Raw genomic sequence first — 23,793 nt, 5'->3', positions numbered from 1 at the left:
GGAAGTAGTAAGTGCTTCAGATCAAAGACATACACAAAGAATACAGAACAGGAAATTTGGTACAGCGTGCCCTGGACGGAGTGAGCCTTAGTCTTCGGGACAATGAATTTGTGGCAATTCTTGGTCCCAGCGGTTCGGGAAAAACCACTCTTCTGAATATTATTGGTGGTCTTGACCGGTACGATAGTGGCGATCTGATCATCAATGGGATTTCTACGAAAAAATATAAAGACAGGGACTGGGACTCTTATCGAAATCATACCATAGGATTTGTGTTTCAGAGTTATAATCTGATCCCACACCAGACAGTTCTTGCAAACGTGGAGCTTGCCCTTACCATTTCCGGTGTATCAAAAAGTGAGCGGAGACGCCGTGCAAAAGAAGCTCTGGAAAAAGTAGGCCTTGGTGCCCAGATCCACAAAAAGCCAAGTCAGATGTCAGGCGGTCAGATGCAGCGAGTGGCAATTGCCAGAGCACTTGTAAATGACCCGGAAATTCTTTTGGCGGATGAGCCAACAGGAGCCCTGGATTCAGATACCAGTGTACAGGTTATGGATCTTTTGCAAGAGGTCGCAAAGGAACGATTGGTAGTAATGGTCACCCATAATCCGGAGCTTGCTCAGCTTTATGCCACCAGAATCGTGACGGTAAAAGATGGGCGGATCCTTTCTGATACAGATCCGTTTGTGATAGACAGCGAGAGCATGGCACTTCCTGTTCACAAGAATATGGGAAAATCCTCCATGTCCTTTTTTACTGCACTTTCCCTTAGCTTTCAGAATCTGAAGACCAAGAAAGCCCGGACCTTACTTACTTCTTTTGCAGGCTCCATCGGTATTATCGGAATTGCGCTGATCCTTTCCATATCAAATGGTGTAGACAAATACATTACAAATATGGAAGAAGAAACACTTTCAGAATATCCGTTGCAGATACAAAGCACAGGAGTGGATCTTACCTCTATGATGATGGGAGCAGCCACAGCGCAGAGTGGGAAAAAGGATAGGGAAGTAGGAGTTGCCCAGATGGTGACTAATATGTTCTCCAAAATGAATTCCAATGATCTGGAGTCTCTGAAGGTTTACCTGGACAGTAATGAAAGCAGCATTTCCCAGTATGCAAATTCGGTGGAGTATACGTATTCTGTTTCTCCCCAGATTTTTCTGGAAAATGGAAAAAATATCCGACAGGTAAATCCGGACAAATCTTTTTCGGCTATGGGTTTGGGCTCTGGTTCCTCCAACAGCATTATGTCTTCTACCATGAGCACTGATGTTTTTCATGAAATGCCGGAAGATGCTGATCTTTATAAGGATCAATATGACGTGAAAGCGGGAAGATGGCCTGAAAATTATAAAGAATGTGTACTGGTGCTTACTTCACAGGGCGATATCAGTGATTTCCTCCAGTACACTCTTGGGCTTCGGGACGGTAAGGAACTGGATGATATGGTTCAGAAATTTATGGCAGAAGAGGCAGTGGAAACGCCAGAAAACGAGGGTCCATACACCTATGATGAAATCCTGGGGAAGAAATTTAAGCTGGTAAACAGTACCGATTATTATGAATATGATGAAGAATATAAGGTCTGGAAGGATAAATCAGACAACAGCTCTTATATGAAAAAACTGGTGAAAAACGGAGAAGATCTGACAATTGTGGGAATTGTCCAGCCTGTGGAAGGTGCCACTGCTTCCATGCTCACTGCAGGAATCTGTTATACCCCGGAGCTTACCAGACATGTGATTGAGAAGGCCGCTTCCAGTGAAATTGTGAAGCAGCAGCTGGCGGATGAAAAGATAAATGTTTTTACCGGAGAGGAATTTGGAAAAGAAGACAATGAGAACAGTAAGTTTGACATGGAATCCCTTTTTTCCATTAACGCGGATGCCCTGCAGGAGGCCTTTCAGGTAGATCTCAGTGGATTTAATATGGACCTGTCCAGTCTTTCGGGGCTGTCCTCCGGATTGAATGTGGAAATGCCGGATATGCCTGACATGTCAGCTCTGGCTGGAAATATAAATCTGGATGAGAGCAGTATGCCGGATCTTTCCAAGCTTATCAAGCTGGATGACCTTGATCTGGATCTTTCCCATATGATTGATCCGGAAGAAATTCTGAAAAATCTTCCGGTAGACCAGGTTCCGGATATGAGTCAGGCACTGAAGTCAGTGAAGTTTGATTTTACAGAAGAAAAAGTAACTGCCCTGTTAAAAGATGTTCTTACAGGCTATCAGGAAAGTATTAAAGACAAACCGGAAGCCGATATGGATAAAATGCAGGCAGCATTGAAGCAGTATCTGACATCAAAAGAGATGAACGAACGTCTGTGCAAGGATCTGCAGGAGCTGGTGAAAAATAACGTGAACGTGGATATGTCTTCGGAAAAACTGATCGCAGTGGCTGTGGGGCTGATGAACCAGTATCAGGAGTATGCCAAGGCAAATGGTATCACCCAGACAGATGTGGCCAGCATTCTTGCCTTTTTAAGTCAGGGAGAAATCCAGCAGCAGATCAAAGAGGAAGCAGAGAATCTGGTTAAAAACAGCGTGACAGTGAATATTACCACAAAACAGATACAGGATCTTCTTTTGCAGGACGTTGTAGCTGCTTATCCGGAGTATGCCAGGAATAATTCCCTTCCGGACCCGGCTAATCTGGGAACCTATTTTCTGGAATATATGCAGACAGAGGATGGGCAGAATCGTCTCATGAATGGACTTATGACTCTTGTGGATACCAGCGAGGTGCAGACGCAGTTTTCCCAGGCAATGGAAACTTACATGAAAGCCATGATGACTTCTTTCACTGATGCGATCACAAAGGGGATTGAGTCAAAATTCACAGAGATAATGGAACAGGTGGAAAAACAGCTTACGAAGGGAATCCAGACTGCTATGGAGCAGATGATTGGAAATATCAGCTCCGGTATGCAGGAGGCGATGCAGTCTGTGATGACCAGCGTGTCATCCAGTATTACTTCTGCAATGAGCCAGGCTATGAGCGGACTTGGCGGATTGGGAAGCGGCATGGGAAATATGGAAGATGCGCTTTCCATTGATCCGGAGGCTTTTGCAAAAGCAATTCAGATGAACATGAATGAGGACGACCTCTCAGAGCTCATGATGTCCCTGCTGTCATCTGAAAATTCTTCTTATGACGGAAATCTGAAAAAGCTTGGATATGCAGATCTGAATGTTCCTGGCGGAATTAATATCTATCCAAAGGATTTTGAAAGTAAATCAGAAATTGTAGGTATTCTGGATCAGTATAACGCGGATATGGAAGCGGCAGGAGAGGATGAGAAGGTGATCACTTATACGGATCTTGTGGGAACGCTGATGTCGTCAGTTACGAATATTGTAAATATTATCAGTTATGTTCTGGTGGCTTTTGTAGCGATTTCCCTTGTGGTTTCTTCCATTATGATCGGTGTTATCACGTATATTAGTGTTCTGGAGAGGAAAAAAGAAATTGGTATTCTAAGAGCGATTGGTGCTTCCAGGCACAACGTGTCACAGGTGTTCAATGCGGAGACGTTTATTATCGGATTTTGCGCAGGTGCTATGGGGATTGGAATTACATTGCTTCTTCTCATTCCTGCGAACAGCATTATCCGGTCACTGGCTGACGGAGTGAATGTGAAGGCGGCTCTTCCTCCTGTAGCAGCAGTAGTTCTGATCGGACTGAGCGTGGTTCTGACTCTTCTTGGCGGACTGATCCCATCAAGAAAAGCTGCTAAAAGTGATCCGGTGACAGCGCTTCGAACTGATTAAAATAACAGAATTTGATGACTGATTTTGACCATCATTATAAAATACAGAAAAATGCAGGGTTCAGGTTGAGGCACAGCCTGATATCTGCATTTTTTTGTGATTTATGGATATTACTATTCGTACAGCCAATAGTAAATAACCGCCATATTGACCTGTCTGATCTGTCATATACTGCGCCAATGTGGCAGATACTTAATTTTTACTGTACTGGAGCGCGTTTGAAAAATCATTCCCGCAATCTGCACGCCCCACTTTGCGGTATGTTTCGCCTGAATTCGGTTGCCGTAGCCCGCTACAACGCCCTCATCCGGACAAAATCTCCCACAAATTGTGACGTACATCTTGCAGAAAGCTTTTTTGCACATGCTCTGGCACATCGTTGCATATAAAAATCAAAAACGGTCAAAATAATTCATATTTGTGCAATTGTAATAAATCATAAGTGAAAATCTTGTGAAAAAGATTGATTGACTTTGACTGTGCGTGAAAGTATAATAAGCACAACAAATCAAAAACAAGCAAAAATAAGCAGGAGGCAGAAATGATTTACACTGTGACTTTTAATCCGTCACTGGATTACATCGTGTCGGTAGAGAACTTCCAGCTTGGTCTTACCAATCGAACCAGTTCGGAGATGCTTTTGCCGGGAGGCAAGGGAATTAATGTTTCTACAGTTCTTATGAATCTGGGAATTGAGAGTACAGCCCTTGGATTTACAGCCGGATTTACCGGAGATGAGATTATCAGACGTCTTGAGGAGATGGGTGTGAGGAATGGTTTCATCCAGGTAGGGGAAGGCTTTTCCAGAATCAATCTGAAGCTGAAGAGTATAGACGGTACAGAAATCAATGGACAGGGACCGAAGATCGGAACTGATAAGGTGGATCTGCTGATGAAGCAGTTAGGAGAGCTTGGACAAGGCGATGTACTTTTCCTTTCCGGAAGCATTCCATCATCCATGCCGGATGATGCCTACCAGAAGATCATGGCTATGCTGGACGGCAGAGGCGTAAGAATCGCAGTGGACGCGACGAGAGATCTTCTGATGAAGGTTCTCCCTTATCATCCATTTCTCATTAAGCCAAATAACCATGAACTTGGTGAGATCTTCGGCGTGGAACTGAAAGACCGCCAGTCCGTGATCCCATATGGTAAGAAACTCCAGGAGATGGGAGCTGTGAATGTACTGATCTCCATGGCAGGAGAGGGCGCAGTCCTTATTGCTGAGAATGGAGACGTTTATGAGGAGCCTGCACCGAAAGGCAAGCTGATCAATGGTGTTGGAGCCGGAGACTCCATGGTTGCCGGATTTATGGCAGGATATATGGAGAAGCAGGATTATGAATATGCGTTCCACATGGGAATCGCAGCTGGAAGTGCCAGTGCGTTTTCTGAGAATCTTGCTACCAGAGAAGAGATTAAAGCTGTATATCAGAAGATCACAGGAAAGGATCAGGAGGAAAGGAAGAAATGAGGATCACAGATTTACTGGACGTAAGAAGTATTTCGTTAAATGCTGCCCCAGCAGATAAGTCTCAGACTCTGGATGCAGCGGTTTCCCTTATGACCAGAAGTGGCAAGATTAATGATGAGGAAGCGTACCGTAAGCAGGTCTATGCCAGAGAGGAAGAAAGTACTACAGGAATCGGGGAGGGAATCGCCATTCCTCATGGTAAATGTGATGCAGTAGAGAAACCAGGACTTGCCGCTATGGTGATACCGGGAGGGGTTGACTTTGACTCTCTTGACGGAGAGCCGGTTACCTTGCTGTTTCTTATTGCTGCGCCGAATACAGAGGATAATGTTCATCTGGATGTGCTCAGCAAGCTTTCCATGATGCTGATGGATGAGGACTTTACCAAGAGCCTTCGTGCAGCGAAGACACCAGAGGAATTTCTTGCGATCATTGATCAGGCAGATGAGGAGAAGAAGAGCGTAGATGAGCGTCTGGCCGATATGGGAGAGGCTGAAGCGGATCAGTTTAAGATTCTGGCTGTTACTTCCTGTCCTACAGGAATTGCCCACACCTACATGGCAGCAGAAGGAATTGAGAAGGCTGCCAAGGCGAAGAACTGTTTTGTGAAAATTGAGACAAGAGGCTCTGGCGGCGCCAAGAATGTGCTTACGGATCAGGAGATTCAGGATGCAGACTGCATTATCGTTGCAGCCGATGCCCAGGTTCCCATGGACCGTTTTGACGGCAAGAAGGTGATTCAGCGTCAGGTTTCTGACGGAATCAATAAGGCTGATGAGCTTGTAGAGCTTGCCATGTCTGGAAACGTACCGATTTATCACAGCGGAAATGCATCAGCCTCATCACAGAGTCAGAATAAGGCCGGTGGCAGTGTGGGACACAAGATTTACACCCAGTTGATGAATGGTGTTTCCCATATGCTTCCGTTTGTAGTTGGCGGTGGTATTCTGATCGCCATTGCCTTTTTGATCGATGGTCTTATGGTTGATATGAATGCTCTGGATGTGGCAGAGCGAGCTAATTTTGGTACCATCACCCCGGCAGCAGCCATGTTCAAGCAGATTGGTGATGTGGCATTTGGCTTTATGCTTCCGGTTCTGGCAGGATTTATTGCCATGGCAATCGGTGACAGACCGGCACTTGCACTTGGCTTTGTGGGTGGAATGATGGCACACAGCGGAACTTCAGGTTTCCTTGGTGCTCTGGTAGCTGGTTTTGCAGCAGGATATATTATTCTGGGACTTCGTAAGGTATGTGAGAAGCTTCCGGAAGCTCTTGAGAAGATCGCGCCGGTTCTGATTTATCCGGTTGTTGGTATTCTGATCATGGGACTTCTGATGCTGTTTGTTGTAGAGCCCATCATGGGGGGTATCAATACAGCACTGAATAACGGACTTACCTCCATGGGAAGCTCCAGCAAGATCATTCTTGGACTGATCCTTGGCGGAATGATGGCAATCGACATGGGTGGTCCGTTTAACAAGGCAGCATATGTATTTGGTACTGCAGCGATTGCAGCTGGTAACTATGATATTATGGCAGCTGTTATGGTTGGTGGTATGGTTCCGCCATGCGCCATCGCACTTGCTACACTTCTTTTTAAAGACAGATTTACGAAAGAAGAAAGGGAGTCTGGTCCTACCAACTTTATTATGGGACTTGCCTTTATCACAGAGGGAGCCATTCCTTTTGCAGCAGCCGACCCGCTTCATGTGCTTCCGGCATGTATTGTGGGATCTGGTCTTGCAGGTGCAATGTCCATGGCATTTGGCTGTACCCTGATGGCACCTCACGGTGGAATCTTCGTGGTTCCGGTTATGGGAAATGCAGTGCAGTATGTGAGTGCACTGGTAGTGGGAACTGTTGTTTCCGCAGTGCTCCTGGGAGTTCTGAAAAAGAAAAATGCCTGACAATGGATGTTCAAACAGGCTCTAATATTGGCTGCGGAATGAATGGTAATCCATGTCTGGAAAAGATATGCAGGTATAATCGTGTTATTGTGAAGGTCATGAACAGTAACATAATCGTGAATAGTGATTGACACAGAATGTGAAATCCGATATAAAGAAATTAAATAATAAGAAAATCAATAGAGACCAAAGATAAAAAAATGGAGGAATGAATCATGAGAGAATTTAAGTATGTTGTAACAGACCCGGAAGGAATCCACGCACGTCCAGCAGGAGAGCTTGTAAAAGCAGTAAAGGCTTTTTCTTCTGATATCAAGATCGCAAAGGGCGGCAAGGCTATGAACTGTAAGGCAATCTTCGGAATTATGGGACTTGCAGTGAAGAAAGGTGACGAGGTTACTCTTACATTTGAAGGCGCAGATGAAGACGCTGCATATGAGGCAGTGAGCAAATTCATGCAGGAAACTCTGTAAGACAGGAAGGGGACATACCTGCGGGTATGTCCCTGTTTGTTTGTAAACAGTCTGTCAAAGTGATATTTGCGTGAGTCTTTGGTAAGTATCACGAGAACGGGAAATGCTGGAAGGAGCGTTTGTTCTCCTGTCAGCAGATCAAATAAGTGGGAGAGAAAAAATGCAGATATATAATGGAAAAAGTGTTTTCGGTGGTATTGCCATCGGTAAGATCAGCGTATATCAGAAAAAAGAGCAGCAGGTTAAGCGTGTGAAGATTGATGATCCGGAACAGGAGATGGCGCGCTATGAGAAAGCTAAGGCAGAAGGGATTAAACAGCTCCAGGGACTTTACGATAAGGCCTTGAGAGAAGTCGGGGAAGCCAATGCAGCAATCTTCGAAGTTCATCAGATGATGATGGAGGACGATGGATATAATGAATCTGTAGAGAATATCATTCGCAGCCAGGGCGTAAATGCAGAGTATGCAGTGGCAACTACAGGTGACAATTACGCGCAGATGTTTTCTGCAATGGACGACGATTATATGAGAGAGCGTGCGGCAGATGTTCGTGATATTTCTGAGCGGCTTCTCACCATTTTAAATGGAGAAGAGACAGGGGCTGTAGATGCAGACGAGCCGAAGATCATCGTGGCAGAGGATCTGGCGCCATCAGAGACTGTACAGCTGGATAAGGATAAAGTTCTTTCTTTTGTTACAGTGAAAGGTTCCTTGAATTCCCATACAGCGATTCTTGCAAGGACCATGGCGATTCCTGCACTTGTAAATACTTCCGTGTCTCTTGAGAGTGAGATTGATGGCAGACTTGGAATTGTAGACGGTGCAAACGGTACATTTTATGTAGATCCGGATGAGGCGACTCTGGCAGAGATGAAGAAGCGCCAGGAAGAAGATCTTTCCAGAAAGCAGCTTCTTTTGACCCTTAAAGGAAAAGAGAACGTTACTCTTGACGGACAGAAAGTAATGCTGTACGCTAATATTGGCAACATCAAGGATCTGGCAACAGTCATTCAGAATGATGCCGGTGGAATCGGTCTTTTCAGAAGTGAGTTTATTTATCTGGAGAAAGAAGATTTCCCAACAGAGGAAGAACAGTTCCAGATTTACAGACAGGTTGCACAGACTATGGCAGGCAAGAGAGTGATCATTCGTACACTGGACATTGGTGCAGACAAGCAATGCGATTATTTCCACATGGAGCATGAAGAGAATCCGGCACTGGGATGCAGGGCAATCCGTATCTGTCTGACAAGACCGGAGATTTTCAAGACACAGCTTCGTGCTTTATTCCGTGCCAGTGCATTTGGCAAGATCGCAATTATGTATCCTATGATCACCAGCGTACAGGAAGTGCGTAAGATCAAGGAAATCGTAGAGGAAGTGAAAGCGGAGCTTACCGCTCAGGGCGTAGAGTTTGGCAATCCGGAACAGGGAATTATGATTGAGACTCCGGCAGCAGCAATCATCAGTGATGATCTTGCGAAAGAGGTCGATTTCTTCAGCATCGGAACCAACGATCTCAGCCAGTATACTATGGCAATCGATCGTCAGAATCCTCAGCTCGACCTGTTTTTTGATCCTCATCACCCGGCAGTGCTGCGCATGATCTCCCTGGTTGTGGAGAATGCTCATAAGGCTGGTATCTGGGCTGGAATCTGTGGAGAACTTGGTGCTGACCAGTCACTTACAAAAGAGTTTCTGGCAATGGGAGTGGACGAACTTTCTGTTTCACCGGGAAGTATTCTGCCACTGCGCAAGATCATTCTGGAAACCAATGTTACAGATTATAAGGCGGGAAAAGAATGTTAACACAGCAGCGACATGAGATCATTTTGGAGCTTCTGAGAGAGAAAGGAAGTATTACTGTCACAGAAGTGAAGGATCTTTTAGATACATCAGAGTCAACAGTGCGAAGAGATATTACCGCACTGGATAAGGAAGGCAAGCTGGAGAAAGTTTTCGGTGGTGCCGTGGAACTGAAGGAGCGGGTAACTGCATATGAATATTCAGTTGCCGAGAAAATGGGACTGAAGCTGGAGGAGAAGGACCGGATCGCAAAATATGCAGCAGGTCTTATCCAGGATGAGGATTTTGTCTATATTGATGCAGGTACTACTACTGGGGATATCCTGAAGTTTCTTAAGGTTACAAGGGCAGTATTTGTTACCAATGCAGTGGTACATGCCCAGACACTGGCAGGAAGAGGCTTTAAGGTTCTTCTTGTAGGTGGAGAGCTGAAGAGCACTACAGAAGCAGTAATTGGTAATCAGGCTATGAATACGATTCGTGGTTATCATTTTACCAAAGGCTTTTTTGGAACCAATGGACTTACCAGAAAGAGTGGCTGTACTACCCCGGATGCCAATGAAGCGGCAGTTAAAGCAGCTGCCATGGAGCAGTGCAGGGAGTGCTATGTGCTCTGTGATAGTTCCAAGTTTGACAATATCAGTTCTGTGACCTTTGCAGATTTTTACAGATCTACGATAATTACAGACAGGATTCCGTCTGGCTATGAAGATTGTGCCAATATTATAGAAGTACAGAAGGAACAGTAACTGTCTTGTTACTGCAGGAATGATTTTTTAATATACTCTGGATAAAGTGTTCCTTTCATAGTATAATAGTCCACAGGATTTCTGACAGATAAAGGTTGGGAGTTCTGTGGATTTTTTATGGAATAGAAAATATGTTGGAATCCCCTGTTATGTACTAGCAGAAATACATGAGGTAGAGCTATGATAAAACTGATCGCATCAGATCTGGATGGTACACTTCTGAAAGAAGGCACCATGGATATTAATCCGGAAATTTATGACATTATCCGAAAGCTGAAGGCTAAGGGAATTGTATTTGCGGCTGTCAGCGGCAGAGAATATGACAGTATTGAAAGAGTGTTTGCACCTGTAAAAGATGATATTTATTTTATTGCAGGAAATGGTGGAATCATTTCCTATCAGGGAGAAATTATTGAGAAAATGGCAATTCCTGCAGATATACTCAAAGAGGTTGTGGAGTATGTGAGAGCCCAGGAGGGAGCTTCTTTCATGACAGCAGGCAGTGCCCAGGCATACGTGGAGCGGGCAGACCAGGCTTTTGTGAAGAAACTTCGGGAAGGATATAAACTTCATGTAAATGAAGTGGACGATGTATTGAATGCCCCGGAGACTATGACAAAAGTTGCCATGTATAACGAAGAAGTGGATGCAGCTCTAGGAGCAGAGGAAGCGAAGCGGCGTTTTGGAGATAAGATTCAGATCATGGCTTCCGGTGATTACTGGGTAGATTTCGTGGATGTACATTCCGGAAAGGGAAATGCTCTTCAGAAACTTTGCAATCGTCTTGGAATTACGAAGAGAGAAGAGGTTGTTGCTTTCGGAGATAACTGCAATGATGTGAGCATGCTGCTGGAAGCTGGAAAGAGCTATGCAGTTACCACTGCCCGCGAGGAAGCCAAGCAGGCCGCCAGATACGTACTGGAGAAACCAGGTCCGGACAGTGTGCTGAATGTATTAAAAATGATTTTGGAGTTATAAGAGAAAAGAAGAATAAAGAAATGGGAGTACATTCAATTTTGTAATTCCATTGGAGAAATTTTTGATATTGTAGTGGAAGATATGATTCGTCAATCAAAGGGATTACAGGGATAAAAAATCCGGGCTGTGTGGAGCAGTCCGGATTTTTGTGGGGCAAAATCAGGCAAGAATCCTTCCATCTGTGGAGATGGTGTATACCTGCCATGGAAGAAATTTTCCACTGGCTTTCATGGCATTTATGGCTGCATTCTGGATTCCGCCGCAGCATGGAACTTCCATGCGCACGATGGTAACACTCTTGATATTGTTCTGACGGATGATTTCGGTGAGCTTTTCGCTGTAATCTACAGAGTCCAGTTTCGGACAGCCGATAAGAGTAATCTTACCTTTGATAAAATCCTGATGGAAGTTAGCGTAAGCATAGGCTGTGCAATCTGCAGCAATAAGAAGGTCAGCATCGTCAAAATATGGAGCATTGATGGGAACTAACTTAATCTGTACCGGCCACTGTTGAAGCTGGGAGTGTGCTTCCAGCTTTTTCTTATTTTCCAGAACTGCGGCTTCGTTGTAAGCAGCTGCCTCCTTTTCTATAAAAGAAATGGCATTTGTTGGACAGGCAGGGAGGCAGTCTCCCAGACCGTCGCAGTAATCTTCCCGAAGCAGTTTTGCTTTTCCATCTATAATTCCAATTGCACTTTCGTGGCAGGCGCGGGCACAGAGCCCGCAGCCGTTGCATTTTTCTTCATCTATATGAATGATTTTTCTGATCATGAGAGTATCCTCCTTATCCCAATAACGTTTTCAAATCTTCCTCTGGCGTAGTAATCGCAGCAATCCCAAAGTTTTCTATCAGATAATTGAGCACATTCTGTGATAAAAATGCCGGAAGGGTCGGGCCGAGACGGATGTTTTTGATTCCAAGGTGAAGCAAGGTAAGCAGAATGGAAACTGCTTTCTGCTCATACCAGGAGAGCACCATGGAAAGAGGAAGCTCATTTACCCCACATCCAAATGCTTCTGCAAGAGCGACCGCAACCTTGATCGCGCCGTAAGCATCATTGCACTGTCCCATATCCATCAGTCTTGGAAGCCCACCGATGGTTCCAAGGTCCAGATCGTTAAATCTGTATTTTCCGCATGCAAGTGTAAGAATTATGGAATCAGAAGGAGACTGCTTTACAAAATCGGTATAGTAATTGCGTCCGCTTCTTGCGCCGTCGCAGCCTGCTACCAGGAAAAAGTGACGGATAGCACCTGCTTTTACAGCATCAATTACCTGATCTGCAACGCCAAGAATGGTTCCATGGGAAAAGCCGGTTGTAACAGAAGTTCCGCCGTTGATTCCGGTAAAATGCTGATCTTCCTGATATCCGCCAAGCTCCAGGGCACGCTGGATAACTGGTGTGAAATCTTTTTCTTCATTAATGTGAACAGTTCCAGGGAAAGTGACAGTTCCTGTAGTAAATACCCGGTCCATGTAGCTTGGTTTCGGCGGCATCAGGCAGTTTGTGGTAAAAAGAACAGGAGCTGGGAGCTCTGCAAATTCTTTTTGCTGGTTCTGCCATGCAGTACCGAAGTTTCCTTTCAGGTGACTGTACTTTTTCAGTTCCGGATAAGCATGACAGGGAAGCATTTCACCGTGGGTGTAAATATTAATGCCTTTTCCTTCTGTTTGTTCCAGAAGAAGTTTCAGGTCATGGAGGTCGTGACCGGTAATGACGATGAATGGGCCTTTTTCCACAGTAAGAGGTACTGTAACAGGAGCTGGTGTGCCGTAAGTGGCAGTGTTAGCGCGGTCAAGAAGCTCCATGCAGGAAAGATTGTATTTACCTGTTTCCATTACAATAGGAAGAAGCAGGTCCATATCCCAGTCCTCGCCCAGTGCAAAAAGTGCTTTTGCGAAAAATTCGTTTACTTCTGTGTCAGTATATCCAAGTGTCATTGCATGGTAGGCATAAGCCGCCATTCCGCGGATTCCAAAGAGAATCAGAGATTTCAGGGAGCGGATGTCTTCCTGGGCGTTCCAGAGAAGCTTCATATCGTAGTCGTCGTTATGTCCGCAAGGGGAAGCGCAGCCGCCACAGTCTGGGCGAAGCCGGGCTTTTTCCTGGTGGATGCGGTCTGTAATTTCTGCGATGGCTTTGTCATCGAAGCTTACGTTTGTAAGGGTAGCAAATAGACCTTCCACCATCAGTTTCCATGTGGTTTCTGCAAGTGGTGTATTCTCATCTGCTGCATGGGCGAGTCCGATGAGAGCTCCGGTAAGTTCATCTTGAAGTCTGGCTGTATCCGCGGTCTTTCCACAGACTCCTTTGGCACCTGTACAGCCGGTACATCCGGCAGTTTGTTCACACTGAAAGCAAAACATGTTCTGTTCCATAAATAGTTTCCTCCTGAATTTGATCATATTGTTCTATAAGGTATAAGTATTTCGTAAAAATAAGTTGACTGGGTTCTGAATGTTTTGTAATTGCAAAAGGAAAAGTAACAGGAAATTCTTTTCGTTTCGCATGAGAAAGTCAGAGATGGATAATTAATTTCTGTCTCCGCCCTTGACTTTGTACGCATACTATAATATAATCCAACAAACAAGTATGTTGTTATAACAACAAAAGGAGAAAAATGAATTATGAATTTCTTTCCAGGACTTTTCTCTTTCAGGGAACAAGTCCAGAAGAAACAAAGCATATGCTTTCCTGTCTGAAAGCCACTCCGCAAAGCTATGCCAAGGGCAGCACGATCTGGCAGGTGGGAGACCAGGTGAAGGCGATGGGACTTGTGCTTAACGGCAGTGTTCATATTGAGAACATTGACATGACGGGAAACAAGAGTATTCTGAACCGGATCGCGCCAGGCCAGGTTTTCGGAGAGACATATGCCTGCATTCCAGGGGAAAAGCTGCTCATAGGGGTGACGGCTGCAGAGGATTGCCAGATCCTTTTTCTGGAGGTGGGAAAGATTTTTCACACCTGTCCGGATACCTGTCCCTGCCATGAGAAACTGATCCGTAACATGCTGATGGTCATGGCGAAGAAGAACCTGGAACTTTCCAGAAGAAGCCTTCATACGGCACCGAAATCCATCCGGGGGAGGCTGCTTTCCTATTTTTCCCAGGAGATGGTGCAGCAGGGCAGCAGCCAGTTTATGATCCCCTTTAACCGGCAGGAACTGGCTGATTATCTTGGAGTAGACAGAAGTGCGCTTTCCAATGAGCTTGGCAAAATGCGAAAAGAAGGGATTATTGAAGTAAACAGAAACCAGATCCATTATCTGGAGCGTGTTTGAAAAAGGCTTCATAGCAGGAGGGAAAATTTAAAATGAATCTGACACCATATTTTAAAAGTATTATCGATCAGGATGTTGCATCCGTTGTCATCTGCAACCTGAAGCATGAAATTATCTACATGAATCCGAAAGCTGTGGAGAGTTATCATAAATGGGGTGGTGAGGCATTGCTTGGAAAAAGTCTTATGAATTGTCATAATCCGAAGTCAAAGGAAATAATTGAAAAAGTGGTTGCCTGGTTTGAAGAAGATAAGGAGCACAACCGGATCCATACTTTTTATAATGAGAAACAGGCGAAGGACGTATATATGGTAGCCCTGCGTGATGAGGATGGAGCTTTGATTGGCTATTATGAGAAGCATGAGTATCGGGCACGGGATGAGGAACCGTATTACAATTTCTGAAGCTAAAAACATGTTGCTGTTTATGACCTGACCGGCAGCACGCTTCGTGATGCACAGAAATCATGCATTCGCATGATTTTGCGCCGCAATTTTCGGGTTTTCTGTGAACAGGAACAAAAACATTAATTAAAAAATGAGTGGGAAAAGAAACTAGAGCGTGTTTGAAAAAGGCTTTCTGCAAGATGTGCGTCACAATTTGTGGGAGATTTTGCCCGGATGAGGGCGTCGTAGCGGGCTACGACAACCGAATTCGGGTGAAATATACCGCAAAGTGGGGCGTGCAGATTGCAGGAATGATTTTTCAAACAGGCTCTAAGACGAGCGAAAACGACAGAGGCTTGTTTTAGTTTCTTTTAAGGCATAAAAAAAGTATATGAGTTTATTCGCAATCAGATAAACTTCATATACTTTTTCTTGTAATCCTGTCAGCTGAATACTGCAAATAATGCCCCAAAAAGTCCTGCACTTGCAGCGCCCATGATAAGACCAGCCAGAATGACACCAAGCATTACAGCCAGAACACTGGACTTAAAGTCCATGTCCAGAAGGCTGGCAGCCAGGGTTCCGGTCCAGGCACCTGTGCCGGGAAGAGGAATTCCTACGAAGAGCAGAAGCGCTACGAATAATCCGCGGCCGGCCTTTGCCTGAAGGGCCTTTCCTCCTTTTTCCCCTTTTTCAAGACAGAAGGTAAAGAAGCGCCCGATCACCGGTTTATCCTTGCCCCACTCCAGAACCTTGCGGGCGAAGAAATAGATAAAAGGTACTGGAAGCATGTTTCCGATAATGGCGATAATGTACGCCGGAACCAGCGGAATTCCGAAGCCTACAGCATATGGGATCGCGCCTCGCAGCTCAATCAGCGGTACCATAGAAATAAGAAAAACGATTAGATAACTTTTCATGTTTAAAATCTCCTCTAATTTCAATCCAATAATATTCGACTTATTATACACGAAAAAAAACGAATTGAACAGGGCAAAAAAAGAAATTACTATATTAATACAGGAAAAAGAAAGCATTTATGCTACATCATAGAAAAAGAAAGATTTTATGCCAAACCTATTGACAGAAGTTATTTAAATGCTATAATAAAAACAAACATATGAATAATTGTTCATATGAAAAAGAGAACATTTTCAAAAGGAGACCACTATCATGAAAAAAACTTACAAGATCGATGTTGACTGCGCAAACTGTGCAAACAAGATGGAGGAAGCTGCTAAGAACACTGCTGGTGTTAAGGATGCGACTGTAAACTTCATGACTCTGAAAATGATCGTTGAGTTTGAAGATGGACAGGAGCCGAAGGCTGTTATGCAGGAAGTCCTGAAGAACTGTAAGAAAGTAGAAGACGACTGCGAGATCTTCTTATAAAAACAATGAGGAAAAGCAGTTACTAGAGCGTGTTTGAAAAATCATTCCCGCAATCTGCACGCCCCACTTTGCAGTATATTTTGCCCGAATTCGGTTGCCGTAGCCCGCTACGGCGCCCTCATCCGGGCGAAATCTCCCACAAATTGTGACGCACATCTTGCAGAAAGCCTTTTTCAGACACGCTCTAGGCACAGAATGAACAGTAGGACAGTGACCGGACTGGATGTACTCTGTTCAGTCACGTAAACGAATTAAGCGAATATGTCGCTTGCCGGCGATATCATTATAATGGAGGCCATGCCTTCAGGGCATGTGAAAGAATATGAACAAGAAGCAGAAAAAAGTATTGACCAGAATTATTATTGCTTTTGTCCTTTTGGTTTTGCTACGCTTTCTTCCGGTAGATGGCTATCTTCGAATGGCACTATACATGGTCCCGTATCTGGTGATCGGTTATGATATTCTGAAAAAAGCGCTTAAGGGAATTAGGAACCGTCAGGTATTTGATGAGAATTTTCTGATGGCAGTTGCCACAATTGGTGCCATTGCTCTCGGCGATTATCAGGAAGGCACTGCGGTTATGCTGTTTTATCAGATCGGAGAACTTTTCCAGAGTTATGCCGTTGGAAAGAGCAGAAGAAATATCAGCGAGCTGATGGATATCCGTCCGGATTATGCAAATATCGAGCAGGACGGCAAGCTGGAAAAGGTAGACCCAGACGAGGTAGAGATTGGAACTATCATTGTGGTTCAGCCGGGAGAGAAGATTCCAATTGACGGAATGATTGAAGACGGAAATTCCACATTAAATACAAGCGCATTGACAGGAGAAAGCCTTCCGCGAGATGCGAAAGTGGGAGATGAGGTCATCAGCGGCTGCATTAACATGACAGGTGTATTGAAAATCCGCACCACGAAGGAATTTGGTGAATCTACGGTTTCCAAGATCCTGGATCTTGTTGAGAACTCCAGCTCCAAGAAATCCAGATCTGAAAACTTTATTTCAAAATTTGCGAAATATTATACCCCGGCAGTTTGCTACAGTGCTCTGGCACTTGCAGTCATTCCGCCTCTTTGCAGAATGCTGTTTATGGGACTTTCTCCGGAATGGGGAGACTGGATCTACCGTGCCCTGACGTTCCTTGTAATCAGCTGTCCATGTGCACTGGTGATCAGTATTCCCCTCAGTTTCTTTGCTGGAATCGGTGGTGCCAGCAATCAGGGCGTTCTGGTAAAAGGCTCCAACTATCTGGAGACGCTTTCCCAGACGAAGACCGTTGTTTTTGATAAAACAGGTACTATGACAAAGGGCGTATTCGAGGTCAGCGGAATCCACCATAATGAGATGGAGGATGCAAAGCTTCTGGAATATGCAGCATATGCAGAGTGCTCTTCCTCACACCCCATCAGCAAGAGCCTTCAGAAAGCATATGGCAAGCCAATTGACCGCAGCCGTGTCACAGACATTGAGGAAATCGGTGGAAACGGTGTTATTGCAAAGGTGGACGGTGTGTCTGTAGCTGCGGGTAACGCGAAGCTGATGAACCGTCTGGGCATTGCGTACAAAGAGTGCCATCATGTAGGAACGGTTGTCCATATGGCTGTGGATGGAAAATATGCAGGTCATATCCTGATTTCAGACATTATCAAACCTCATGCCAAAGAGGCAATTGAGAACCTGAAAAAAGCAGGTATTACAAGAACGGTTATGCTCACCGGTGACGGAAAAAAAGTGGCAGAGTCTGTAGCAGCTGACCTTGGAATCGGAGAGGTTCACAGCGAGCTTCTTCCGGCGGATAAGGTTTCCAAGGTGGAAGAACTTCTGGCAAATAAGTCTGAAAAAGAGAAGCTTGCCTTTGTTGGAGACGGAATCAATGATGCACCGGTTCTTTCAAGAGCGGATATTGGTATTGCAATGGGTGCGCTTGGTTCTGATGCTGCAATCGAGGCGGCTGACGTTGTGCTGATGGATGACGACCCGTTAAAGATTGGGAAAGCCATTCGCATTGCCAAGAAGTGTATGCGAATTGTATATGAAAATATTTATTTTGCAATTGGCGTGAAACTGATCTGTCTGGTACTTGGTGCCCTCGGCATTGCAAACATGTGGATAGCCATTTTTGCAGATGTAGGCGTTATGGTACTGGCAGTGCTCAATGCAATCCGTACTTTGTTTGTGAAAAATCTTTGATGATGATATCGAGGTATTCAGAATGAAAAAAGACATAGATAAAGAAGTGGAAATCTGTGATTGCTGTGAGGTCCATGAAAATCTTCTGCAAATTGTAAACGAGACCATCCCGGAGGAAAACGAGCTGTATGATCTGGCAGAGCTGTTCAAGGTGTTTGGCGATTCTACCAGGATCCGGATCCTGTTTGTACTTTTTGAAGCAGAGGTGTGCGTGTGCGACCTGGCAAAGGCATTGAACATGACTCAGTCAGCTATTTCCCACCAGCTTCGTATCCTGAAACAGAATAAACTGGTAAAAAGCCGCAGGGATGGAAAATCTATATTCTATTCTCTGGCAGATGAGCATGTTCGGACGATCATTGACCAGGGAAGAGAGCATATAGAGGAAGATTAGAGGTTGACTTCTTAACGGCAATTTGGTATATTAACTACACATATGGATTCTGTGAGGGAGTAGTTTGCGTGAAAACGTGGTTTGTCAACAGTCGCGGCTTTGATCGGATCTGATTCTGGCCTGGCAAATCTTAAAGAATGAGACTCATGTATGCATGTTATGGCATACATGAGTCTTTTTACATTTTGGGCAGATGTAATTCCAAAGAAGCAGGCTTATGAAGTAAATACTGTTTTGTAACACACATTTTGCAGAAAGCCTTTTTCAAACACACTCTGGAGAATCTGTAAAGGTAAAAATATGCGGATAACAAAAGGAGAATATTATGCAAAATATTATTAATGGATTGCCAATTGCAGCTGTTATCCTGCTGCTGGCAGTGGGATTTGCCTTTCTGGTAAAAGGGGCTGACTTTTTTGTGGAGGGAAGTTCCAGCATTGCGAAGAAATTAAAGGTTCCGCCCATCATCATTGGTCTTACGATTGTGGCTATGGGAACTTCACTGCCAGAAACAGCCGTGAGTGTGACTGCTTCTCTGGTACAGAATAATGAACTTGCGGTCAGCAATGTAGTAGGATCCAATATTTTTAATCTGATGTTTGTAATTGGTGTCTGTTCAATTCTGACTCCAATTATGGTCCAGAAAGCAACTGTGGTAAGAGATATTCCCTTGTCTTTAGGCTGTGCACTATTTCTGCTTGTACTGGGAATTTCAGGATTGGGAGATAAGACGGGAATGACGCTGGGTCATGCAGATGGAGTTATTTTCCTGATCGTGTTTGCCGGATACATTTTTACAATGGTACGAAGCGCAATGAAAGCGCGTGCTGCAGGACAGAAGGTTGAAATAGAAGGCGTTGAAGAATGTGACAATATGAAAGAGCTGTCATACGGCAAAAGTATTCTCTTTTTGATCGTGGGTGCAGCTGCAATTGCTTTTGGCGGTGACCTTACCGTTGATACAGCCAGTAGGATTGCAATAGAGCTTGGAATGAGCCAGACTCTGGTAGGGCTTACCATTGTGTCTATCGGAACTTCGCTTCCGGAGCTTGTAACCTCTGTAGTTGCAGCAAGAAAAAATGAAGTTGATATGGCAGTTGGAAATGCAGTCGGATCCAATATTTTCAATATTCTGATGGTCCTTGGAATCTCATCTGCTATCAGTCCGGTAGCTTTGATCCGGGAAAACATAATCGATATAGTGCTTCTTATGGTATTTTCGGTTATGGTCTGGATCTTTGCAGGAACCAGGAAAAAAATTGAGCGCAAAGAGGGTATTATAATGGTAGTGGTATATCTGGTTTATTGCGCATATATTATTGCCCGCTAATAAAAGCAGAAAAAGCTTTCATCCATCCCGTAAAGGGAGAGATGAAAGCTTTTTTTGATTGGAAAACAGGTGAAAATTAACGCTTGTATAGTAAAACACCTGGCGGAACAGTACCTGCTGAATAGCGGTAAATATGCTGAAATAATTAAAACATATTGTTGATAAAAATTTCCAGACCAATTGCAATTAGAATGACGCCGCCGAGAATATCCGCCTTGTTGGAAAGTCTGGTTCCGAAGCGTTTTCCAAGGGAAAGTCCGGTCATGCAGATAAAGAATGTGACTATGGCAATGATCAGGGAACAGACAAGAGCCATTAGCCAGTCATACTTAGAGATGGTGAATCCTACGGACAGGGCGTCAATGGAAGTTGCAACGCCCTGAATGAAAAGGGCTTTGGGACCAACTCCCGGAATTTCATCATTCTCATCGGTTCCCCGGATACCATTGATCAGCATGGAGCCACCAATATAGCCAAGAAGGATCAGCGCGATCCATGGAATAAATTTCTCAAATGTCCTGAAGTATTCTACAATGGTGTGGACACATAACCATCCGGTCATTGGCATGATGGCCTGAAAAGCACCGAATGTGCCCGCAATGCCGCACATTTTTTTCATGCGCATCCTAGGCTCGTGAAGGCCGTTTGCCAGGGATACAGAAAAAGCATCCATTGCAAGTCCGACTCCAAGCAGGGCGCTGTTCAGAAAAAACACAAAACTGTAGTTCATTTTTACATTCCTCCGTAATGTATTTTATTGCTGGTTTCCAATTTTTAATTTGCTGTGGAAACAGATCGTTTAGTAAAGCCTCTTACAGCATGAAAAAAGACCCAATATATAACCACAGGCTATATATGGGTCATCTGCATTCTTATAAAAGGACAGACTCCATGTATAGCATAACGTTATACATGAGTCTCGCAATTTAATGCAAGCCAGATCGAAACACTGCTTTAAAAGCTGCTGTTCATTCAGTGAACAGCAATCTATACAAACAGATTCATACGGTCGGTATGTTGACTTGCCACGCGTCTGTGGACACGCTTGCTACTCCCTCACAGGGAAACCTTGTTTCGTAACTTTATCAGATAATGAGAAAATTGTCAATAATTTTTCTCAATAATATTGACATCCTGACAATATTAGAATAAACTAACTCCTGTAACATTAATGATAAAATTTATCATTAGCAGATGGAATTTATCAAAATTTGTTGCCGTTTAGTTTTGAACAGCAGCAAAAATCTTACATATGGGAAAAGAGGACAAGTACATATGACATTAAAAGACCTTCCCATCGGGAAAACCGCCACAGTTACAGTAGTAGGAGGAGAGGGTGCCCTGCGGCAGCATTTCCTGGATATGGGAATCATTCCCATGGCTGACGTGACCATGGTAAAATATGCACCTATGGGTGATCCTGTTGAAGTCAGGATACATAGCTATGAGCTGACTCTGCGTCTTGCAGATGCTGCCCAGATTCAGATTGATAATGTAAGGGATGAAAAAGAGCAGAAACGAGGAAGCCGTGTCAGGGCGATTCCTCATCCAGGTCTGGGCGAGGGAGGTAAATATCATGAAAAAGCAGATGAGCATCCCCTTCCTGACAGTGAGCTTCTTACCTTTGCGCTGGCAGGAAACCAGAACTGCGGTAAAACAACCCTGTTTAATCAGTTAACCGGCTCCAGTCAACATGTAGGCAACTTTCCGGGAGTTACAGTAGACCGTAAAGATGGTATTATCCGTGGGAAAAAGAATACTTTGGTGACAGATTTGCCGGGAATTTATTCCATGTCTCCTTATACAAGCGAGGAAATCGTAACCAGAAGCTTTATTCTGGAGCAGCATCCTAAGGGAATTATCAATATTGTGGATGCCACGAATATCGAGAGAAATCTTTATCTTACTATGCAGCTGATGGAGCTGGATGTGCCTATGGTACTGGCATTGAATATGATGGATGAAGTAAGGCAGAATGGTGGTTCTGTGCGTGTGAACCAGATGGAGGAGGCCTTGGGGATTCCGGTTGTACCTATTTCCGCAGCAAAAAATGAAGGTATTGATGAATTGGTTGCACATGCCATTCATGTGGCAAAATATCAGGAAAAACCAAAGCGGCTGGATTTCTGTGATGCAAACGATGACGGCGGAGCCGTTCACAGATGTCTTCATGGAATTATGCATCTCATTGAGGATCATGCACAGCAGGCAGATATTCCGGTGCGTTTTGCAGCCAGTAAGCTTGCAGAAGGGGATGAACTGATCCTGGAAAAGCTTGGACTGGATCAGAATGAAAAAGAAACCCTGGAGCATATTGTAAAGCAGATGGAGACAGAGCGTGGGCTTGACCGGTCCGCAGCGATTGCCCATATGCGCTTTGATTTTATTGAAAAAGTCTGTGCTGAGACTGTGATTAAGCCTCATGAGAGCAAGGAGCATCTGCGCAGTCAGAAGATGGATAAAATACTTACAGGCAAATATACAGCTATTCCATGCTTCGCAGGTATTATGGCTCTGGTTTTCTGGCTGACCTTTGGCGTGATCGGAAAGGGTCTTTCGGATCTTCTGGATATGGGAATTACCTGGCTGACTGCAGTGGTGGATCAAGCAATGACTGCATGGAACGTAAATAATGTGCTTCATTCTCTTGTAATTGACGGTATTTTCAATGGAGTTGGAAGTGTGCTCAGCTTTCTGCCGATTATCGTCACCCTGTTTTTCTTCCTGTCACTTCTGGAAGACAGTGGCTACATGGCCAGAGTGGCATTTGTAATGGATAAGCTGCTTCGAAAGATTGGACTTTCCGGACGAAGCATTGTCCCAATGCTTGTAGGCTTTGGATGCACAGTTCCCGGCGTTATGGCAAGCAGAACCCTGCCTTCTGAGCGTGACCGTAAGATGACTATCCTCCTTACTCCTTTTATGAGCTGTTCGGCAAAGCTTCCGATTTATGCTTTCTTTACAGCTGCCTTTTTCCCGAAATACGGTGCACTGGTAATGATAGCACTTTATTTCGGCGGAATTATTATGGGAATCCTGATGGCACTGATTTTTGGAAAAACCATGTTTAAGGGAGAAGCGGTTCCCTTTGTAATGGAGCTTCCTAATTATCGTCTTCCAGGTGCAAAAAACGTTGGTCAGCTTCTCTGGGAAAAGGCAAAGGATTTTCTTCAGAGAGCCTTCACTGTTATTTTTGTGGCAACCATTGTGATCTGGTTTTTACAGACCTTTGATCTGCATCTGAATATTGTGACAGATTCCAAAGACAGTATTCTTGCAGTACTTGCCGGATTTATTGCACCGGTATTTAAGCCTCTTGGCTTTGGGGAATGGAGATTTTCCACAGCCCTTGTAACAGGTTTTATGGCAAAGGAGAGCGTGGTTTCCACATTGTCCATATTATTTGGAAGTACAGCGGCACTGGTAGATGTGCTTTCTCCGCTGGCAGCAGTGTGCCTTCTTACCTTCTGTCTTTTATATACGCCTTGTGTAGCCGCAATCGCTTCTGTGAAACGTGAGCTGGGCGGTAAATGGGCTGCAGGAGTGGTAATCGGGCAATGTGTGATCGCCTGGATTGCGGCATTTTTGGTAAAAATTGTCGGTGTTTTGATTGGTTTTTGAGAAAAATGACTATTTTTCATTTTTGTT

The 23,793-nt window shown here is 44.5% G+C and carries 22 protein-coding genes and 2 pseudogenes; 17 read left to right on the top strand and 7 right to left on the bottom strand.

The features are described 5' to 3' along the window. Positions 1-11: 11 nt before the first annotated feature. Positions 12-3,776 carry an ABC transporter ATP-binding protein/permease gene (locus tag LIZ66_RS13195; protein WP_227200899.1) on the top strand — a complete coding sequence of 1,255 codons (3,765 nt, stop codon included), beginning with the start codon at positions 12-14 and terminating at the stop codon, positions 3,774-3,776. Between the two features lie 164 nt (positions 3,777-3,940). Here the strand turns inward: LIZ66_RS13195 and LIZ66_RS19430 are convergent. Further along, positions 3,941-4,075: pseudogene (locus tag LIZ66_RS19430) on the bottom strand (DUF6783 domain-containing protein); the annotation flags it as partial. On the opposite strand from LIZ66_RS19430, the gene LIZ66_RS19425 reads away from it, so the two are divergent. The 7 genes from LIZ66_RS19425 to LIZ66_RS13165 all read left to right on the top strand — a co-directional run bounded on the left by LIZ66_RS19425 (position 4,037) and on the right by LIZ66_RS13165 (position 11,167). Further along, on the top strand, positions 4,037-4,165 hold the full coding sequence (locus LIZ66_RS19425; protein ID WP_306797091.1) for a DUF6783 domain-containing protein: 129 nt from the start codon (positions 4,037-4,039) through the stop codon (positions 4,163-4,165). The pseudogene LIZ66_RS19430 and the gene LIZ66_RS19425 overlap by 39 nt on opposite strands. A 152-nt stretch (positions 4,166-4,317) precedes the next feature. After that, on the top strand, positions 4,318-5,250 hold the full coding sequence (pfkB, locus tag LIZ66_RS13190) for a 1-phosphofructokinase (protein ID WP_195392235.1): 933 nt from the start codon (positions 4,318-4,320) through the stop codon (positions 5,248-5,250). Next, positions 5,247-7,160, top strand: a complete 1,914-nt coding sequence (locus tag LIZ66_RS13185) for a PTS fructose transporter subunit IIABC (protein ID WP_195392234.1) — start codon at positions 5,247-5,249, stop codon at positions 7,158-7,160. The genes pfkB and LIZ66_RS13185 overlap by 4 nt, the downstream gene beginning before the upstream one ends. A 215-nt stretch (positions 7,161-7,375) precedes the next feature. Further along, positions 7,376-7,633, top strand: coding sequence for an HPr family phosphocarrier protein (locus LIZ66_RS13180; RefSeq protein WP_118579528.1), 258 nt, complete (start codon positions 7,376-7,378; stop codon positions 7,631-7,633). A 160-nt stretch (positions 7,634-7,793) separates the two neighbouring features. Then, positions 7,794-9,443, top strand: coding sequence for a phosphoenolpyruvate--protein phosphotransferase (ptsP, locus tag LIZ66_RS13175; protein WP_173770138.1), 1,650 nt, complete (start codon positions 7,794-7,796; stop codon positions 9,441-9,443). Continuing rightward, the gene (locus tag LIZ66_RS13170) at positions 9,437-10,189 is read left to right on the top strand and encodes a DeoR/GlpR family DNA-binding transcription regulator (protein ID WP_118579534.1); all 753 of its coding nucleotides are present in this window, start codon (positions 9,437-9,439) and stop codon (positions 10,187-10,189) included. Before ptsP ends, LIZ66_RS13170 begins: the two co-directional genes overlap by 7 nt. 180 nt (positions 10,190-10,369) lie before the next feature. Beyond that, a complete protein-coding gene (locus tag LIZ66_RS13165; RefSeq protein WP_195590271.1) occupies positions 10,370-11,167 on the top strand; it encodes an HAD family hydrolase in 798 nt (265 codons plus the stop codon). Between the two features lie 159 nt (positions 11,168-11,326). Here the strand turns inward: LIZ66_RS13165 and LIZ66_RS13160 are convergent, their stop codons facing one another. Together LIZ66_RS13160 and hcp are read right to left on the bottom strand one after the other, a co-directional pair. Continuing rightward, complete coding sequence (locus LIZ66_RS13160) at positions 11,327-11,938, bottom strand: ATP-binding protein (RefSeq protein ID WP_227200900.1); 612 nt, start codon at positions 11,936-11,938, stop codon at positions 11,327-11,329. A gap of 13 nt (positions 11,939-11,951) precedes the next feature. Next, a complete protein-coding gene (hcp, locus tag LIZ66_RS13155) occupies positions 11,952-13,547 on the bottom strand; it encodes a hydroxylamine reductase (RefSeq protein WP_227200901.1) in 1,596 nt (531 codons plus the stop codon). Positions 13,548-13,789: 242 nt separating this feature from the next. On the opposite strand from hcp, the gene LIZ66_RS13150 reads away from it, so the two are divergent. Together LIZ66_RS13150 and LIZ66_RS13145 are read left to right on the top strand one after the other, a co-directional pair. Beyond that, complete coding sequence (locus tag LIZ66_RS13150) at positions 13,790-14,452, top strand: Crp/Fnr family transcriptional regulator (RefSeq protein WP_195590269.1); 663 nt, start codon at positions 13,790-13,792, stop codon at positions 14,450-14,452. A gap of 32 nt (positions 14,453-14,484) precedes the next feature. After that, positions 14,485-14,856, top strand: a complete 372-nt coding sequence (locus LIZ66_RS13145; protein WP_148461878.1) for a PAS domain-containing protein — start codon at positions 14,485-14,487, stop codon at positions 14,854-14,856. A gap of 122 nt (positions 14,857-14,978) precedes the next feature. On the opposite strand, the pseudogene LIZ66_RS19420 reads toward LIZ66_RS13145, so the two are convergent. After that, a pseudogene (locus LIZ66_RS19420) lies at positions 14,979-15,101 on the bottom strand (DUF6783 domain-containing protein); the annotation flags it as partial. On the opposite strand from LIZ66_RS19420, the gene LIZ66_RS19415 reads away from it, so the two are divergent. Continuing rightward, positions 15,051-15,203: a DUF6783 domain-containing protein gene (locus LIZ66_RS19415; RefSeq protein ID WP_313721213.1), complete on the top strand. Its 153-nt coding sequence runs from the start codon at positions 15,051-15,053 to the stop codon at positions 15,201-15,203. The pseudogene LIZ66_RS19420 and the gene LIZ66_RS19415 overlap by 51 nt on opposite strands. Before the next feature lie 78 nt (positions 15,204-15,281). On the opposite strand, the gene LIZ66_RS13140 is transcribed toward LIZ66_RS19415, so the two are convergent. After that, positions 15,282-15,758 (bottom strand): COG2426 family protein, encoded by a 477-nt coding sequence (locus tag LIZ66_RS13140; RefSeq protein ID WP_118579636.1) that lies wholly within the window; start codon positions 15,756-15,758, stop codon positions 15,282-15,284. A gap of 253 nt (positions 15,759-16,011) precedes the next feature. On the opposite strand from LIZ66_RS13140, the gene LIZ66_RS13135 reads away from it, so the two are divergent. Then, positions 16,012-16,230, top strand: a complete 219-nt coding sequence (locus tag LIZ66_RS13135) for a cation transporter (RefSeq protein WP_118579549.1) — start codon at positions 16,012-16,014, stop codon at positions 16,228-16,230. Here the strand turns inward: LIZ66_RS13135 and LIZ66_RS19410 are convergent. Beyond that, positions 16,225-16,374, bottom strand: a complete 150-nt coding sequence (locus LIZ66_RS19410) for a DUF6783 domain-containing protein (protein WP_308768424.1) — start codon at positions 16,372-16,374, stop codon at positions 16,225-16,227. The two genes, LIZ66_RS13135 and LIZ66_RS19410, sit on opposite strands and share 6 nt — an antisense overlap. Here LIZ66_RS19410 and LIZ66_RS19405 point away from each other — a divergent pair. The 4 genes from LIZ66_RS19405 (at position 16,306) to LIZ66_RS13120 (ending at position 20,145) form a co-directional block, all read left to right on the top strand. Then, entirely contained in the window at positions 16,306-16,476 is a 171-nt protein-coding gene (locus LIZ66_RS19405) for a DUF6783 domain-containing protein (RefSeq protein ID WP_308768425.1), read from the top strand. The genes LIZ66_RS19410 and LIZ66_RS19405 overlap by 69 nt on opposite strands. A 76-nt stretch (positions 16,477-16,552) precedes the next feature. Beyond that, the gene (locus LIZ66_RS13130) at positions 16,553-18,421 is read left to right on the top strand and encodes a heavy metal translocating P-type ATPase (protein WP_148461876.1); all 1,869 of its coding nucleotides are present in this window, start codon (positions 16,553-16,555) and stop codon (positions 18,419-18,421) included. Positions 18,422-18,443: 22 nt separating this feature from the next. Then, entirely contained in the window at positions 18,444-18,815 is a 372-nt protein-coding gene (locus tag LIZ66_RS13125) for an ArsR/SmtB family transcription factor (RefSeq protein ID WP_148461875.1), read from the top strand. 325 nt (positions 18,816-19,140) lie between these two features. Next, positions 19,141-20,145, top strand: a complete 1,005-nt coding sequence (locus LIZ66_RS13120; RefSeq protein WP_148461874.1) for a calcium/sodium antiporter — start codon at positions 19,141-19,143, stop codon at positions 20,143-20,145. Positions 20,146-20,290: 145 nt separating this feature from the next. Here LIZ66_RS13120 and LIZ66_RS13115 read toward each other — a convergent pair whose 3' ends face one another. Beyond that, entirely contained in the window at positions 20,291-20,875 is a 585-nt protein-coding gene (locus LIZ66_RS13115; protein ID WP_227200902.1) for a manganese efflux pump MntP, read from the bottom strand. A gap of 545 nt (positions 20,876-21,420) precedes the next feature. Between LIZ66_RS13115 and feoB the strand changes: the two genes are divergently transcribed. Beyond that, positions 21,421-23,766 carry a ferrous iron transport protein B gene (feoB, locus tag LIZ66_RS13110; protein WP_148461872.1) on the top strand — a complete coding sequence of 782 codons (2,346 nt, stop codon included), beginning with the start codon at positions 21,421-21,423 and terminating at the stop codon, positions 23,764-23,766. Positions 23,767-23,793: the final 27 nt, after the last annotated feature.

It is taken from the genome of Blautia faecis (assembly GCF_020554845.1).
GTDB lineage: Bacteria > Bacillota > Clostridia > Lachnospirales > Lachnospiraceae > Blautia_A > Blautia_A faecis.
This window is presented reverse-complemented; position numbering and strand designations above follow the sequence as displayed.

Bases quoted from the DNA above. Each gene is read 5' to 3' on its own strand.
- LIZ66_RS19425 (WP_306797091.1), top strand. From the start codon at position 4,037: ATGTTTCGCCTGAATTCGGTTGCCGTAGCCCGCTACAACGCCCTCATC.
- pfkB (WP_195392235.1), top strand. From the start codon at position 4,318: ATGATTTACACTGTGACTTTTAATCCGTCACTGGATTACATCGTGTCG.
- LIZ66_RS13185 (WP_195392234.1), top strand. From the start codon at position 5,247: ATGAGGATCACAGATTTACTGGACGTAAGAAGTATTTCGTTAAATGCT.
- LIZ66_RS13180 (WP_118579528.1), top strand. From the start codon at position 7,376: ATGAGAGAATTTAAGTATGTTGTAACAGACCCGGAAGGAATCCACGCA.
- ptsP (WP_173770138.1), top strand. From the start codon at position 7,794: ATGCAGATATATAATGGAAAAAGTGTTTTCGGTGGTATTGCCATCGGT.
- LIZ66_RS13170 (WP_118579534.1), top strand. From the start codon at position 9,437: ATGTTAACACAGCAGCGACATGAGATCATTTTGGAGCTTCTGAGAGAG.
- LIZ66_RS13165 (WP_195590271.1), top strand. From the start codon at position 10,370: ATGATAAAACTGATCGCATCAGATCTGGATGGTACACTTCTGAAAGAA.
- LIZ66_RS13160 (WP_227200900.1), bottom strand. From the start codon at position 11,938: ATGATCAGAAAAATCATTCATATAGATGAAGAAAAATGCAACGGCTGC.
- hcp (WP_227200901.1), bottom strand. From the start codon at position 13,547: ATGGAACAGAACATGTTTTGCTTTCAGTGTGAACAAACTGCCGGATGT.
- LIZ66_RS13150 (WP_195590269.1), top strand. From the start codon at position 13,790: ATGAATTATGAATTTCTTTCCAGGACTTTTCTCTTTCAGGGAACAAGT.
- LIZ66_RS13145 (WP_148461878.1), top strand. From the start codon at position 14,485: ATGAATCTGACACCATATTTTAAAAGTATTATCGATCAGGATGTTGCA.
- LIZ66_RS13140 (WP_118579636.1), bottom strand. From the start codon at position 15,758: ATGAAAAGTTATCTAATCGTTTTTCTTATTTCTATGGTACCGCTGATT.
- LIZ66_RS13135 (WP_118579549.1), top strand. From the start codon at position 16,012: ATGAAAAAAACTTACAAGATCGATGTTGACTGCGCAAACTGTGCAAAC.
- LIZ66_RS13130 (WP_148461876.1), top strand. From the start codon at position 16,553: ATGAACAAGAAGCAGAAAAAAGTATTGACCAGAATTATTATTGCTTTT.
- LIZ66_RS13125 (WP_148461875.1), top strand. From the start codon at position 18,444: ATGAAAAAAGACATAGATAAAGAAGTGGAAATCTGTGATTGCTGTGAG.
- LIZ66_RS13120 (WP_148461874.1), top strand. From the start codon at position 19,141: ATGCAAAATATTATTAATGGATTGCCAATTGCAGCTGTTATCCTGCTG.
- LIZ66_RS13115 (WP_227200902.1), bottom strand. From the start codon at position 20,875: ATGAACTACAGTTTTGTGTTTTTTCTGAACAGCGCCCTGCTTGGAGTC.
- feoB (WP_148461872.1), top strand. From the start codon at position 21,421: ATGACATTAAAAGACCTTCCCATCGGGAAAACCGCCACAGTTACAGTA.